This window comes from Bacterioplanes sp. CLAM21 (assembly GCF_059641015.1).
Genome location: NZ_CM184929.1, coordinates 3283139 through 3295989, shown reverse-complemented (window position 1 = coordinate 3295989; position 12851 = coordinate 3283139). Strand labels below are relative to the sequence as shown.

Genomic DNA, 12851 nt, shown 5'->3' with positions numbered 1-12851 from the left:
TTTCCCCAAATGCCAATTTCTCGCTGCACGAAAGGCCACCTTTGGGTGGCCTTTTTTATTGCTGACTAAATCAGGGTGATGTATGAACGCAGTGCAAAAGGAAAAAGTAGATACCGCGATTAAAGATTTTTATGACATGGCGCTTCGTGCAACGGAGCAGTACACCAATGTCATGGGAAAAGTTATTAATCAACCAACCTCGGCCGATGATCCAGCCGCCTCGGTGATGACCGACTTTAATGAAGCTTTTAGAGAGCTCAGTGAAGCCATGATGGCCAATCCGCAAAAGATCATGGCGGATCAGTTGGACCTGATGAAGCAGCAGCAGCAGCTTTTTCAAACAACATTGTTGCGTTTTATGGGAAAAGATCCCGAGCCTGTGGTGGTGCCTGAGCGTGGTGATCGTCGCTTTAATGACGAGCAATGGCAGGAAAATCCGGTTTTTGATTTTCTTAAGCAGCTGTATTTGCTGCAATCAAAAACCATTATGAAAATGGTGCATGAGGCTGATGGGCTGAGTGATCATGCGCGCCAGAAGGTTGAGTATTTCACCCGTCAGTACGTTAATGCCGTATCTCCCACCAATTTTGCTGCGCTGAACCCTGAAGTTATTCGTAAGGCGATTGAGACCGGTGGCGGTAGTTTGCTGCAAGGCATGGAGCAGTTGCACGAAGATATGGAAGCCAGTGTCAAAGGCGCATTAAATGTTGCCATGACTGACACCAGTGCTTTCCAGGTCGGTCGAAACCTTGCGACGACGCCAGGCAAGGTGGTTTACCAAAATGACCTGATGCAGCTGATACAGTACACACCCTCAACCAGTAAGGTGTATCAGCGGCCATTGTTGATTGTTCCGCCTTTCATTAATAAGTTTTACATTCTTGATCTGCGTGAGAAAAATTCCTTTATCAAATGGTTGGTCGATCAGGGGCATACGGTATTTGTTATTTCCTGGATAAATCCTGGTCCTGCCTTACGTGATAAAGACTTCACGGCCTATATGCAAGAAGGACCTCTGGATGCCATTAAGGCTATTGAAAAGGCAACGGGTGAAAAAGAGGTCAATGCCGTTGGTTATTGCTTAGGTGGTACCTTGCTGGCTGCTACGCTGGCTTATCTTAAGAAGAAAAAGCTGGAGCCGATTAAAGCCGCCACTTTTATGGCGACGCTGACCGATTTCTCTCGGCCGGGCGAGATTGGTGTGTTTATTAACGAAACCGCCATCGCGTCACTAGAAAAACAGATGAATGCCCTAGGCTATTATGACGGTCGGCAAATGGCCTTTAGCTTTAATACGCTGAGGGAAAACGATCTATTCTGGTCATTCTTTATCAATAATTACTTAAAAGGCGAGCGACCAGCAGCCTTCGATTTGCTGTATTGGAATACGGACAGTACAAATTTGCCGGCAGCGATGCATTCGTTTTATCTGCGCAACATGTATCTGAATAATTTATTGGTCGAAAAAGATGCCATTGAATTAGATGGAGTCAAGTTGGATTTGCGTCAGATTAAGGTGCCTACCTACTTTATCTCGACAGCTCAAGATCATATTGCCTTATGGCAAGCGACTTATACCGGTGCTCAGTTAATGGGTGGTAAAAATCGCTTTGTGCTGGGTGGTTCTGGTCATATAGCGGGTATTGTGAATCCGCCGGAAGCAAATAAATACGGTTACTGGACCAATGAGGATATTGCGGCAACGCCGGATGAGTGGTACCAAGGTGCTAGCAGTCATGAAGGTTCTTGGTGGCTCGATTGGCAGCAATGGATATTGCAGCAAGGCGGCATGGAGCAAGTCGCTGCTCGCGTGCCAGGTGACGGTGAATTAAAGCCGATCGAAGATGCGCCTGGGCGTTATGTCAAACAGCGTATTTTTGATGTGCTGGCCAAATAAAATTAGCCCCGCCTAGCGGGGCTTTTTTTGCAGTGTTTTTTCTGTTTGTGTTATTAACAACGCTGTACAGCAGTTTGCCGGTTGTCGGTATTCCGTTATGATGCGGCCATCTGCATGGTCGATGGCATGGTTATTCCATGTTGGTAGTAACGCGACAAGCGGGTGCTGGTTTGGCCCGAATAAGGAAAACATGTGTCGAAATTTGATCAGGAATCCGTGGTCTACGGCGTGATCCGTAATATTCCGAGCGGTGACGACTTTACTGCTCGCCTTCAGCGACGCATCAACTGGCGGGCAGTTCAATCTCTGCCGTTGGGTGTGGATGATGAATGGACCTTATTGTGCCGGGAAATGTTCTCTATGCCCGGTGATGACTTGTTCAGTGGCACTTACCACTCTCAACTGATCCACTTTGCGGCGTCGTATAAAGCGGTTGAATACGAATGGGAACACTGGCTGGGCCAGTTTGAAAGCCTGTTAAAAGGTATGTACTGGTATTCAGCGACGGTGCATCTGGAGACCGAGTTGGCTGGTAAACACACTTTTAGCTGGGCGGTAGACAGTGGCCATGAGCCATCCGATGCTGAACTTCGCATGAGCTGTGAATGGGAAAGGGAGGCAGGTTTTGCCGTTTGATGACAGTCCTGATCATGGTGTGATTGAAGTGCCGTATCAGCGCCTTAGCAGTGACGCGCTGGATGCCATTTTGGCGGAATTTGTTGGCCGCGAAGGCACGGATTATGGCGATTATGAGGTGTCTTTTGAGCAAAAGAAGGAACAAGTACTGCAACAGCTGAAGACAGGTCAGGCGTTGTTATTATTTGACCCCATCGCCGAGAGCTGTCACATTGAAATGACCGAAGTCGTGCGCCAGCACGGTTTACGGCCAGACTGAACTCGCCATTGGCGATGGAGGGCGTATGAGGCCAATCAGTGAGATTGAACAGCGACGGCTCAGAAATCGCGTGCATGAGGCCATTGCTGACATTGATGCCATGAAGGCTCAGTTGGCTGAGATTCGTCAATGTTGTCAGGAGTTGTCGCAAGTAATGCGTGAAATCCGTGAGCAAGGACAGCAAGCGCGCGAAGAAATGCGCCGTCGCCAGCGCATCAAGCGAGTTATCTAACCTGTCCTAGGCGCTGATCATATCTAAGCTTTTGCGCGCGGCTTTACGTTTAATCATGTTCCGCCTCACAAAGCGACTGGAAGACAGCGTATCAAGCGAGTTACTGACCCTTCTTAAACCTTAGGCGTGACCTTGCGCCTGATCATGTCGCGCAGCAGAAAGCGGTTAGGTGACAGCGCATCGGCCACTCGGGTCGATGTTGGTAAGCCATCGCCGTCCATCTGCGCAGCAATCAGCTCACCACACAAGGCCGCTGAGGCCAGTCCCCGAGAGCCATGACCTATGTTTAGCCACAAGCCTGGCAAATAAGGCATGTCGACTTGCGGTACCTGCTTGGCATTTTTCACCATGGGCGCAAAGTCTTGCAAGAAGGCTTGTTGGTCGACCACCGGGCCTGCCATGGGCAGGTAGTCAGGCGTGGTACAACGAAAGCCAACCCGGCCATCCAGGATTTGATTGTCATCGGCTTGCAAGCCAAAGTCTTGCAGATGAGCCAAATTCTGCAGGTGATCGCCGCTGCGAACCTCAGACTCTGGATCGTTCAAATGATAGGTCGCGCCTAAGCACACTTGCTGCTGATGAGCAGGTGGCATATAGCTGCGCGCGCACAGCACCACCCGTGGGCTTTGCAGGCCCTTGCTGTCGAGCAGGCTCAACTGGCCGCGAATCGATTTGACCGGCAGGTAGGCGTCTGGCAGCAAGTGTTTAGCGTCATGGGCGGTGGCAATGACGACTTGCTCTGCTTGCCAGCTATGGCCGCTTGCATGGATGGTCCAGCCTTGATCGTAACTGATCTGCGATACCTGAACCTGCTTGAACTCGATATTGGGGAGAGAAGCCAGAGCACGGCAATAGTCACCAGGGCTAACCCAGCCTGCCTGAGGGTAAAACAGCCCGCCAGTTGGTAGATTGAGGCCGGCCAGCTCGCTCGCCTGGTTCTGATCAAGCGCGTATACCAGCTCCTTGCTGGGCTGCTGGCGTTCGATAAAGCGCTGTTGGCGTTGTTGCTCACTATCGTTGTAGGCCAATTGCAAAACACCGCATTGGCGCCAGTGAGGATTGTTGCATGAGGGGCCTAACTGTTGTTTAACGCTGCTTAGCGCCAACAGATAGGCTGAGCGATAAAATTCACTGTGCACGGCATTGTCGTCCGCCGCCAGCTTGATATAGAGCCCGCCCTGTGGATTTCCTGATGCGCCACTGGCGATGCCTTTGCCGTCGATCAAGGTTACTTGATAGCCGCGCTCGGCTAACGCGTGGGCACTGGCGCAGCCGGCTAGGCCTGCACCGATCACCGTCACGCAGCGGTTTGACGTTGGAGTGGGACGGCGTTGCCAGGGTTTTAACCACCAGCCCGAGCGACGTTCTGGCCCGCAGCTGAGATTAAAGCTGGCGGCGAGCATGTCGCGCTTGCGGCCAAAGCCGGGTACCTTGCGCACGCTGAAACCGGCGCCACGCAGTGCTCGTTTGACGAAACCAGCGGCGGTAAAGGTCGCCAGGCTGCTACCGGGTTGGCTTAGACGGCGTAGCTGCTGGAATAGGGCATCATTCCACATTTGCGGATTTTTTGCTGGGGCAAAGCCATCCAGATACCAGGCGTGCACCGGTCCTTGCAGCTCCGGCAGGGCATCGGCGATGTCAGCAAAGATCAGCGTCAGGCGAACATTGTGCTCGGGCCAATGCAAATGATGCACCCCTTCCACCAAGGGTGGATATTTCTCTAATAGCTGCTCGGCGAAGGGGGCCAGTTCAGGCCACAATGCCAATGCTTGCTGCAGCTGTTGGCGATCCAGGGGGAATTTTTCCACGCTGGTGAAGTGCAAATAGCCCTGGCCGTGCTCGGCAAACGCTTGCCAGCTGGCAAGAAAGTTAAGGCCGGTACCAAAGCCGGTTTCAACGATGCGAAAGTTGGCTGGACAGTCGGCCGCGGCAAAGCGTTCAGGTAAACCGTTGTGCTGTAAAAACACATGGCGAGTTTCACTCAGGCCGTCATCGACGGAAAAGTAGGTGTCGTCAAACTGGCTGGCGACGGGTTGGCCGTCTTCGCGCCAATCGAGTTTGGCACGTTGAATTATGGGAGTGGTTTGTTCGATGCTCACAGCGGGATCTATTGGTTGTCATTCGCCATTAGTTTACACCGAGCACAATTGAGCAGACAGAGGCGCCGTGGCACTTTAGAATGCCGCCATGCTGTACGACATCTTTTCTATTATGGCGCCGGTGTTAGCCTGCGCGGCTATCGGCTTTTTCTGGGCGCGCAGTGGCCATGGCTTTGATCCGGATTTTATTTCCCGTCTGGTGCTGAATATTGGCGCCCCCTGTTTGATGTTATCGGTCATGTCATCGGTACAGCTGGATAAAGAAGCCTTCCAGCGCACGGCGCTGGCCTGTGTGCTGGTAACCGCGCTCATGGCTTTGGCTGGCAGTCAGATTCCTAAGCTGTTAGGGCATGATAGGCGAGCCTTTTTACCTTCTTTTATGTTTCCTAATGTCGGCAATATGGGCTTGCCAGTGTGTTTTCTTGCATTTGGTGAAGAAGGCCTGGCGTTGGCGCTGGCATTTTTTATGGTGCTGTCACTGGCGCACTTTCCGGTCGGTATTTTATTGGCGGGAGGGCGCCAGGCGGGTGGGCTCAAAGGCCTGTTGCGAATGCCCATCCTGTATGCCGTACTGCTGGCTTTGAGTCTGCTGTGGTTTGACTGGCAGTTGCCTGCACCGATCTTTAATTCGGTGCAGTTAATTGGCGGTATGGCCATTCCATTAATGCTGATTACCCTAGGCGTGTCGCTACAGCGATTGCATGTGCGCCAGTGGCGCCAAGCGCTGCTGTACAGTGTGCTGCGAATCGGTGGTGGCTTATGTGTTGGATTGGCGGTGGTGGCGCTGCTGGGGCTGCAAGGCAGTGAGCGAGGCGTGGTATTACTACAGGCTTCAATGCCGGTGGCGGTGTTTAATTATTTGTTTGCTGAGCGCTTCCAGCGTGAGCCGCAAGCCGTGGCTGGTATGGTGGTGATGTCGACCCTACTGTCGTTTATTACTGTGCCCTTGCTATTGTTGTGGCTGCTATAACAGCTGCGCGGCGGTAAACCGAATGGCGGCCTGATGGTCTAGGCCGCCTTATTGCCGAACTATTTTTCTTCAACGACGACCACGTCGTTGATCACAATATTGTCGACGGGTTTATCGCCTGGTCCAGTTTCAGTGGCGGCAATGGCATCGACGACCTCCATGCCAGATACGACTTTACCGAATACGGCATAACCAAAGTCGCGCACGCCATGATCTAAAAACTGGTTGTTTTTAACGTTAATGAAAAATTGGCTAGTAGCGCTGTCGACCACTGCCGTACGCGCCATGGATATGGTGCCGCGCTGATTTAATAGGCCGTTATCAGCCTCATTTTTGATACTCGGTAAGGTGGCTTTTTGAGTCATGCTCTGGTCGTAGCCGCCGCCTTGAATCATAAAGTCGCTGATAACACGATGAAATATGGTGCCATCATAGTGATCGGCATCGATGTAGGTCAGGAAATTATCAACCGTAATAGGGGCTTTAGTACGGTCCAGCTCTAGCGTGATGTTTCCTGCTGAAGTCTGCATTTCGACAATGACGGTATCTTGCTCAGCAGCGTTAGCGCTAGCGAAAGTGCTGGCGGCTAATAAAAAGCTTGCTGCGATATACTGACGCATAAGTTTCCTCCGGAGAGTTTGAATGAAGCAAACGGTTACTATCGTATTTTGTGAAGGCTGTCGCTGGGCATTGCGCTCTGGCTGGTACGCTCAGGAATTGTTCAGCACCTTCCATGGTCAACTGGCTGGCGTGCATTTGCAACCAGGCGAACAGGGTCAATTTCAGGTATTTTTGGGCGAGCAGCTCATTTGGTGTAGAAAACGCGATGGCGGTTTTCCCGAGGCTGCTGATCTAAAGCGCCGCATTCGTGATGCTGGCGCAATAAATCAGTCGCTGGGCCACTGTGAGCTGCCGGACAAATAACCTTATACCCAGCCGCTGCTGCGTTTATTGCGCAGTGCCGGCAAAATAAGACCTGCCAATATGCCAATGATGACTAAGCCGCCGCCATAGATTAAATAACTGTAGCGATTGTCGGCTTTGAGTTGATCATTTTCTGCTGTTAGAGCTTCTACTTGAATCTCCAACTCCTGATTGCGCAGAGTTAGGCGCTTGGCTTTCTCATCTAATGCCAGGGCGTTGTCGGAGATGGCGGTGATGCGCGTCAGCTCTTGCTGTAGTTGTTCATTTTTTTGTTGCAAACTGTCGCTGCTATCGCTGGCGCTGCTGACTTGCTGCTGCAGGGCATCACGTTGCTGTTGGGCTTCGGTTAACTGAGTTTTTAGCTGTTGTAACTCGCGCTGGGCCAGTATCAACTTTTCTTTGGCCACAGGTTCGCTATCCAGAAAGCGTGTTAATACATAACCTTCATCGCCTTTGTCTGTTTTTACTTTGGTAAATTCAGAGTCTGGTAGATCTTCGATAAAGATGAGATGTTCACCACTTTGCAGTGATTTTATAATGCGGTATTCCTGTCCTGGGCCGGTTCTCAGTGGCAGCCACAGCTCGTCTTTTACATAACGCTTCTCAACTGCCCAGATGGCAGTGCTGAGTAACGATAACAGCGTAAAACTGATCAGGTATTTCACGATACGCTCCTTTGTTCGGGCTTATGGCAGTACTTTTTTAAAGGGCTTAACCACGACGTTGTGGTACACGCCGGCAGCGACATACGGATCTTCATCGGCCCATTGTTGCGCACTATTGAGGTTGTCGAATTCGGCCACCACCAAGCTGCCGCTAAAACCTGCCTCACCTGGGTCATCGCTGTCAATGGCGGGATGTGGCCCGGCCAGCAGCAGTCGTCCTTGCTGTTTTAATTGCTCCAAGCGCTGAAGGTGCGCAGGGCGGGCGCTCTGGCGTTTGGAAAGACTATCGCTGACGTCTTCGCTGATGATGGCGTACCACATACTGTTGTTCCTTTATTTAAGCCTTAGCATGGCGCGGTGAGTCGAGCGTCGCCATAGCAATAACGAAGCAATATTCACGCTCGCCTGAGTGGCGCTCAGGATATACTATGGATTTCTATATTGCTAAATCAGGAAGTGTCAGTATTGGCTTCTGTAGTTGATCTTCATTGTCACTCGACGGCATCGGATGGCAAATTGCCACCGGCGCAACTGGTCGAACGAGCGGCGGCTCAGGGCGTAGAAATTCTCGCCTTGACCGACCACGACACGTTAGCGGGCCAGCTAGAAGCGAGTCAGGCGGCTGCGCAACATGGTATCTGCTTTATTCCTGGCATCGAGCTGTCGTGTGTCTGGTGCGGCACCACGATTCATATTGTTGGCTTAGATATGCAACTTGATAGTGTGGCAATGCAAGCGGCTGAACAGGCCCAATTGCAGGCACGTAAGCAGCGAGCGCATGTAATTGCCGAGCGGTTAAGCAAACGTTTGCAGGTTGAGATTCCATTGGCCGAGATTCAGCGCCTAGCCGGTGGTGAACTGGTCGGGCGTCCGCATTTTGCCCAATATCTGCTGGATCAAGGTTTAGTGCCGTCGATGGCGGTGGCGTTTAAAAAATTTTTAGGTGCAGGCAAGCCCGGTGATGTTAAAGCCAATTGGCCAGCGTTGTCGCAGGTAGTGCAATGGATTGTCGATGGTGGCGGTATTGCGGTATTAGCTCATGCCCATCTATATAAAATGACGCGCACCAAATTGCGCGCCTGCGTTAACGATTTTATTGATGCCGGTGGTCGCGCGCTCGAAGTCAGTTACGGCAATATGGACGCTGATCAGCAACGGCGTATGGTGTCACTGGCGATGGAGCATGAACTGCTCGGTTCCTGTGGCAGTGATTTTCATGGGCCAAATCGATTTGGCTTGGATTTGGGTGTGATGCCCGATTTTCCATCAGAAATAGAACCTGTCTGGCAACATTTTCGTGCTGTCAGGCAGCACAGGAGTAACCCTTGAGTCAGTTTTTTCAAATCCATCCGGATAACCCCCAGCCGCGTCTGATTAAACAGGCGGCTGAAATTTTACGCCAGGGAGGGCTGGCGGTGATTCCTACGGATTGTGCTTATGCGCTGGCGTGTCGTATCGGTGACAAGCAAGCTACTGAGCGAGTGCAGCGCTTGCGACAGCTCGGCGCCAAGCATAATTTTACCCTGCTGTGCCGTGATTTGTCTGAATTGTCGTACTTCGCCAAAGTCGATAACAGTCAGTACCGTTTATTGAAGGCGCATACCCCAGGTGCTTTTACTTTTATCCTGCCGGCTACTCGTGAAGTACCGCGTTTGCTGATGCATCCAAAAAAACGCACCATTGGTATCCGGGTGCCGGACAATGCCATCGCTATGGAGCTTCTGGCAGAAATGAACGAACCTTTGATGACCACTTCGTTGATCATGCCAGGTGACGAATTGCCCTTGTCTGACCCTTATGACATTCGCCAAACCTTAGAACACCAGCTGGAGTTGGTGGTCGATGGTGGCTACTGCGGTTTTGAGGCCACTACTGTGGTTGATATGACAGAAGAAGCAGCGGTTGTCATACGTCAGGGCGCAGGCGACGCTTCAGCATTTCTCTAAACCCTGCCATCCGGTATCATGCCCTGCTTTATCCACAGCAAGGCATGCTACCACCATGACTAAGAAACGGGTTCTTACCGGTATCACCACCACAGGGACACCCCACCTGGGTAATTACGTCGGTGCTATTCGTCCGGCAATCGCGTCCAGTAAAAGCGGTGAGACAGAATCCTTCTTCTTCCTGGCCGACTTTCACGCGCTGATTAAGTGCCAGGATCCGAAGGCAGTGCATCAATCGACCAGCGAAATTGCCGCTACCTGGCTGGCATTGGGTCTGGATCCTGAACAGGCTACTTTTTACCGCCAATCGGATATTCATGAAATCCCAGAGTTAAACTGGATTCTTAGCTGTGTCTGCGCCAAGGGTCTGATGAACCGTGCCCATGCCTACAAAGCCGCCGTGGATGCCAACATCGCCGAAGGTGAAGACGCCGATAAAGCCATTACCATGGGCTTGTTTAACTACCCGGTGTTAATGGCGGCGGATATTCTGATGTTCAATGCTGATCAGGTGCCAGTGGGCAAAGACCAGATCCAGCATATCGAAATGGCGCGCGATATGGCGCAGCGTTTCAACCATTTGTTTGCCAGTAAAAAACAGCCGCTGTTGACCTTGCCCAACTATCTGGTGGACGAGCATGTGGCGGTATTGCAAGGCCTAGATGGCCGCAAGATGAGTAAGAGCTACGGCAATACCATCCCGCTGTTTTTGACAGAAAAACAACTGCGCAAACACATCAATAAGATCAAAACCAACCTGCTTGAGCCGGGTGAAGCCAAAGATCCGAATGATTCCACCGTGTTTCAAATTTGGCAGGCCTTTGCCAATGCTGAGCAAACGGCTGAGATGCGCCAGGCCTTTGCGGATGGTATTGGTTGGGGGGATGCTAAGGCCAAGTTGTTTGAGCTGGTTAATGCCGAATTGGCTGAAGCGCGTGAGCGCTATAACGACCTGATGTCGCGTCCACAAGAAGTTGAAGCCATTTTGCAGATGGGTGCCACTAAGGCTCGCGCTATCAGCCAGCCTTTGCTGCAACAGCTACGTGAAGCGGTGGGCATTCACCCTTTGGGTCGCAGCTAAAGTCTTGACGCTCTAGAGCGGTTTGCGGGAGGGATGAGCATGACAGTAAAAACACCAGGCCAGACAGCGGCGCAGCAGGAAATGCCGTTTGCCTTGGTGCAAGGGCAGCCGATGACGCAGTTGCCTTTAGACCTGTACATTCCGCCTGACGCGCTAGAGGTCATTCTCGAGCAGTTCGAGGGGCCGCTGGATTTATTGCTGTATCTGATCCGCAAGCAAAACCTCGATATTTTGGAGATTCATGTTGCCGATATTGTTGATCAATATCTGACCTATATCGACATGATGAAGGCGCTACAACTGGAGTTGGCGGCCGAATACTTGGTGATGGCGGCCATGCTGGCGGAAATTAAAAGCCGAGTGCTATTGCCACGCCAGCAAAGCGCCGATGGCGAAGAAGAAGAGGACCCAAGGGCCGAGCTGATTCGTCGTTTGCAAGATTATGAACGCTTTAAAACCGCCGCCGAAGATCTGGATGCGTTGCCCCGGTTGGAGCGCGATACCTATCTTGCCCAAGTCGACGGCCCTGATCGAATTCAAGAGCGTTTGCATCCGGAAGTGGATATGCGCGAAATGATGCTGGCTTTTGCCTCTGTGTTGCGTCGAGCTGAGCGCTCTGAGCACCACGAAGTACAGCGCGAACAATTATCGACCCGGGAGCGTATGTCTCAGGTGCTAGAGCAACTGCAAGGCGGCCATTTTGTTGCCTTTCGCAGCCTGTTTGCGGTGGAAGAAGGGAAATTGGGCGTGGTGGTCACGTTTCTGGCATTACTGGAGCTGGTGAAGGAATCGCTGGTGGAGCTGGTGCAGCAGGAAACCTTAGGGCCCATCTATGTTCGTGCCCGCATGGTGGCAGCGGAAAACGATGAGGAGTACAGCCAATATGAGTTATGATCAGCCGCCGCTGGCCAGTATTCTCGAAGCCATGCTGGCTGCCGCTGGTGGTCCGGTGTCGTTGGAGCGCATGCAGTCGGTATTTGAAGAGCACGAGATGCCCTCCGCCGCGGATTTGCGTGAAGCACTGTCGGCGCTGCGTCAGCAGCTACAAGTGCGCGGTCTTGAGTTGGTCGAAGTGGCTTCTGGCTATCGTTTGCAGGTGCGCGCCAGTGTGGCTCCTTGGGTGGCGCGTTTGTGGGAAGAAAGACCGCAGCGCTATTCCAGAGCCTTGTTGGAAACCCTGGCCTTGATTGCCTATCGTCAACCCATCACTCGCGGAGACATCGAAGATGTGCGTGGTGTGGTGGTGAGTTCCAGTATTATGAAAACCTTGCTGGAGCGTGAATGGGTGCGGGTGGTCGGTCATCGTGATGTACCCGGTCGCCCTGCCATGTATGCCACCACGCGGCAGTTTCTCGACTATTTTGGCCTTAAGAGCTTGGATGATATGCCGAGCTTGCAGGAAATCCGTGAACTGGATGACGCTAATCGTAAGTTGCAGCTGGGCGATGATGCCGATGTACGGCAGGAGACACCGGGGGCCTATGACTTTTCTTCCTCCGAGGATGTTGAGCAGCGCGGTGCCGACGTATTGGCCGATACTGAACATGACCTCAACCAAGCGGCAGCGCTGGTGGCCAAAGTAGAAGCAGGGGTGTTTCAGCGTGATGAGCAAGATGAGGTAGCTGATCAGCGTATCGATGGCCCGCGAGATTCAGAGGCTCAGCCTGTTTCAGAAGGTCAACAGAAGCTCGATGGCCCGCACGAACAAGACGGCCATCAGGATCAAGAAGCTCAGCAAGATCAAGACGGCCAGCAGGATCAAGAAGCTCAGCAGGATCAAAACGGTCTGCATGATGAAGAAGCTCAGCAGGATCAAGACGGTCAGCAGGATCAAGACGGTCAGCAGGATCAAGAAGCTCAGCAAGATCAAGAAGCTCAGCAAGATCAAGAAGCTCAGCAAGATCAAGACGGTTTGTATGATCAAGACGGCCAGCAGGATCACGACGGTCTGCATGATCAAGTAGATCAACACGGCCAGGATAACGAGTCTTTAGAACAACCCGCGCCAACCTCGGAGCAGCAGGTGCTGCAGCAGGCATTAGCGCGCTTGCAGGCACTGGATGAGTCGCCTGCGGCAGATAACAGCGTGGATGGGGATGACCACGGTGGCAGCCCATCCGCCACTAACCACGATGAGTAATA

Annotated in this window: 15 protein-coding genes; 11 read left to right on the top strand and 4 right to left on the bottom strand. The window is 52.2% G+C overall.

What is annotated here, in order from left to right; translation table 11 throughout:
* The first annotated feature begins 82 nt into the window (after positions 1 to 82).
* From AC55FS_RS15050 to AC55FS_RS15035, 4 genes are all read left to right on the top strand, one after another.
* Complete coding sequence (locus AC55FS_RS15050; protein WP_496933082.1) at positions 83 to 1897, top strand: PHA/PHB synthase family protein; 1815 nt, start codon at positions 83 to 85, stop codon at positions 1895 to 1897.
* Positions 1898 to 2089: 192 nt separating this feature from the next.
* Positions 2090 to 2533: a hypothetical protein gene (locus tag AC55FS_RS15045; RefSeq protein ID WP_496933081.1), complete on the top strand. Its 444-nt coding sequence runs from the start codon at positions 2090 to 2092 to the stop codon at positions 2531 to 2533.
* On the top strand, positions 2523 to 2792 hold the full coding sequence (locus AC55FS_RS15040) for a YheU family protein (RefSeq protein ID WP_496933080.1): 270 nt from the start codon (positions 2523 to 2525) through the stop codon (positions 2790 to 2792). Before AC55FS_RS15045 ends, AC55FS_RS15040 begins: the two co-directional genes overlap by 11 nt.
* A 25-nt stretch (positions 2793 to 2817) precedes the next feature.
* A complete protein-coding gene (locus AC55FS_RS15035; protein ID WP_496933079.1) occupies positions 2818 to 3024 on the top strand; it encodes a hypothetical protein in 207 nt (68 codons plus the stop codon).
* 113 nt (positions 3025 to 3137) lie between these two features.
* Here AC55FS_RS15035 and mnmC read toward each other — a convergent pair whose 3' ends face one another.
* Positions 3138 to 5123 carry a bifunctional tRNA (5-methylaminomethyl-2-thiouridine)(34)-methyltransferase MnmC2/FAD-dependent 5-carboxymethylaminomethyl-2-thiouridine(34) oxidoreductase MnmC1 gene (gene mnmC / locus AC55FS_RS15030; protein WP_496933078.1) on the bottom strand — a complete coding sequence of 662 codons (1986 nt, stop codon included), beginning with the start codon at positions 5121 to 5123 and terminating at the stop codon, positions 3138 to 3140.
* Between the two features lie 88 nt (positions 5124 to 5211).
* Between mnmC and AC55FS_RS15025 the strand changes: the two genes are divergently transcribed.
* Positions 5212 to 6093 carry an AEC family transporter gene (locus tag AC55FS_RS15025; RefSeq protein ID WP_496933077.1) on the top strand — a complete coding sequence of 294 codons (882 nt, stop codon included), beginning with the start codon at positions 5212 to 5214 and terminating at the stop codon, positions 6091 to 6093.
* A 59-nt stretch (positions 6094 to 6152) separates the two neighbouring features.
* On the opposite strand, the gene AC55FS_RS15020 is transcribed toward AC55FS_RS15025, so the two are convergent.
* On the bottom strand, positions 6153 to 6713 hold the full coding sequence (locus tag AC55FS_RS15020) for a peptidylprolyl isomerase (RefSeq protein WP_496933076.1): 561 nt from the start codon (positions 6711 to 6713) through the stop codon (positions 6153 to 6155).
* A gap of 22 nt (positions 6714 to 6735) precedes the next feature.
* Here AC55FS_RS15020 and AC55FS_RS15015 point away from each other — a divergent pair, with 22 nt between their 5' ends.
* Positions 6736 to 7017 carry an Rdx family protein gene (locus tag AC55FS_RS15015; RefSeq protein WP_496933075.1) on the top strand — a complete coding sequence of 94 codons (282 nt, stop codon included), beginning with the start codon at positions 6736 to 6738 and terminating at the stop codon, positions 7015 to 7017.
* 2 nt (positions 7018 to 7019) lie between these two features.
* Here the strand turns inward: AC55FS_RS15015 and AC55FS_RS15010 are convergent, their stop codons facing one another.
* Both AC55FS_RS15010 and AC55FS_RS15005 read right to left on the bottom strand, forming a co-directional pair.
* Positions 7020 to 7682, bottom strand: coding sequence for a TIGR04211 family SH3 domain-containing protein (locus AC55FS_RS15010; protein WP_496933074.1), 663 nt, complete (start codon positions 7680 to 7682; stop codon positions 7020 to 7022).
* Positions 7683 to 7703: 21 nt separating this feature from the next.
* Entirely contained in the window at positions 7704 to 8003 is a 300-nt protein-coding gene (locus AC55FS_RS15005) for a YciI family protein (protein ID WP_496933073.1), read from the bottom strand.
* A gap of 144 nt (positions 8004 to 8147) precedes the next feature.
* On the opposite strand from AC55FS_RS15005, the gene AC55FS_RS15000 reads away from it, so the two are divergent.
* The 5 genes from AC55FS_RS15000 to scpB are packed head-to-tail and all read left to right on the top strand — an operon-like array spanning position 8148 to position 12849.
* Complete coding sequence (locus tag AC55FS_RS15000) at positions 8148 to 9011, top strand: PHP domain-containing protein (protein ID WP_496933072.1); 864 nt, start codon at positions 8148 to 8150, stop codon at positions 9009 to 9011.
* A complete protein-coding gene (locus AC55FS_RS14995; RefSeq protein ID WP_496933071.1) occupies positions 9008 to 9628 on the top strand; it encodes an L-threonylcarbamoyladenylate synthase in 621 nt (206 codons plus the stop codon). The genes AC55FS_RS15000 and AC55FS_RS14995 overlap by 4 nt, the downstream gene beginning before the upstream one ends.
* A 55-nt stretch (positions 9629 to 9683) precedes the next feature.
* Positions 9684 to 10709 (top strand): tryptophan--tRNA ligase, encoded by a 1026-nt coding sequence (gene trpS / locus AC55FS_RS14990; RefSeq protein WP_496933070.1) that lies wholly within the window; start codon positions 9684 to 9686, stop codon positions 10707 to 10709.
* A gap of 39 nt (positions 10710 to 10748) precedes the next feature.
* Positions 10749 to 11603: a segregation and condensation protein A gene (locus AC55FS_RS14985; protein ID WP_496933069.1), complete on the top strand. Its 855-nt coding sequence runs from the start codon at positions 10749 to 10751 to the stop codon at positions 11601 to 11603.
* Positions 11593 to 12849 carry an SMC-Scp complex subunit ScpB gene (scpB, locus tag AC55FS_RS14980; protein ID WP_496933068.1) on the top strand — a complete coding sequence of 419 codons (1257 nt, stop codon included), beginning with the start codon at positions 11593 to 11595 and terminating at the stop codon, positions 12847 to 12849. The genes AC55FS_RS14985 and scpB overlap by 11 nt, the downstream gene beginning before the upstream one ends.
* Positions 12850 to 12851: the final 2 nt, after the last annotated feature.

What these genes read in the sequence shown, in the direction of transcription:
- AC55FS_RS15015 (WP_496933075.1), top strand. Translation starts at nt 6,736, where the DNA reads ATGAAGCAAACGGTTACTATCGTATTTTGTGAAGGCTGTCGCTGGGCA.
- trpS (WP_496933070.1), top strand. Translation starts at nt 9,684, where the DNA reads ATGACTAAGAAACGGGTTCTTACCGGTATCACCACCACAGGGACACCC.
- AC55FS_RS15020 (WP_496933076.1), bottom strand. Translation starts at nt 6,713, where the DNA reads ATGCGTCAGTATATCGCAGCAAGCTTTTTATTAGCCGCCAGCACTTTC.
- AC55FS_RS15035 (WP_496933079.1), top strand. Translation starts at nt 2,818, where the DNA reads ATGAGGCCAATCAGTGAGATTGAACAGCGACGGCTCAGAAATCGCGTG.
- AC55FS_RS15050 (WP_496933082.1), top strand. Translation starts at nt 83, where the DNA reads ATGAACGCAGTGCAAAAGGAAAAAGTAGATACCGCGATTAAAGATTTT.
- scpB (WP_496933068.1), top strand. Translation starts at nt 11,593, where the DNA reads ATGAGTTATGATCAGCCGCCGCTGGCCAGTATTCTCGAAGCCATGCTG.
- AC55FS_RS15025 (WP_496933077.1), top strand. Translation starts at nt 5,212, where the DNA reads ATGCTGTACGACATCTTTTCTATTATGGCGCCGGTGTTAGCCTGCGCG.
- AC55FS_RS14985 (WP_496933069.1), top strand. Translation starts at nt 10,749, where the DNA reads ATGACAGTAAAAACACCAGGCCAGACAGCGGCGCAGCAGGAAATGCCG.
- AC55FS_RS15005 (WP_496933073.1), bottom strand. Translation starts at nt 8,003, where the DNA reads ATGTGGTACGCCATCATCAGCGAAGACGTCAGCGATAGTCTTTCCAAA.